This window comes from Staphylococcus lugdunensis (assembly GCF_002901705.1).
Classification (GTDB): domain Bacteria; phylum Bacillota; class Bacilli; order Staphylococcales; family Staphylococcaceae; genus Staphylococcus; species Staphylococcus lugdunensis.
The window spans coordinates 41,001-41,319 of record NZ_PPPV01000012.1; the positions used below are offsets into that span (position 1 = coordinate 41,001).

The following is a 319-nucleotide window of genomic DNA, read 5'->3' on the forward strand; positions in this document are numbered from 1 at the left end:
TATTATTATCGCGGGATGGAGCAGTTCGGTAGCTCGTCGGGCTCATAACCCGAAGGTCGGTGGTTCAAATCCGCCTCCCGCAATTATTTATTTGGTCTCGTAGTGTAGCGGTTAACACGCCTGCCTGTCACGCAGGAGATCGCGGGTTCGATTCCCGTCGAGACCGCCATTACTTATTATCATGGTTCAGTAGCTCAGTTGGTAGAGCAATGGATTGAAGCTCCATGTGTCGGCAGTTCGACTCTGTCCTGAACCATTTTATACAAGCCGGCCTAGCTCAATTGGCAGAGCAACTGACTTGTAATCAGTAGGTTGGGGG

Annotated in this window: 3 tRNA genes; all 3 read left to right on the plus strand. The window is 50.8% G+C overall.

From position 1 onward, the window contains the following. Positions 1–9 precede the first annotated feature (9 nt). The 3 genes from CD041_RS00885 (at position 10) to CD041_RS00895 (ending at position 256) form a co-directional block, all read left to right on the plus strand. Positions 10–83 (plus strand) — tRNA-Met (locus CD041_RS00885). 10 nt (positions 84–93) lie between these two features. Further along, positions 94–169, plus strand: a tRNA-Asp gene (locus CD041_RS00890). A 14-nt stretch (positions 170–183) separates the two neighbouring features. Continuing rightward, positions 184–256, plus strand: a tRNA-Phe gene (locus CD041_RS00895). Positions 257–319 lie beyond the last annotated feature (63 nt).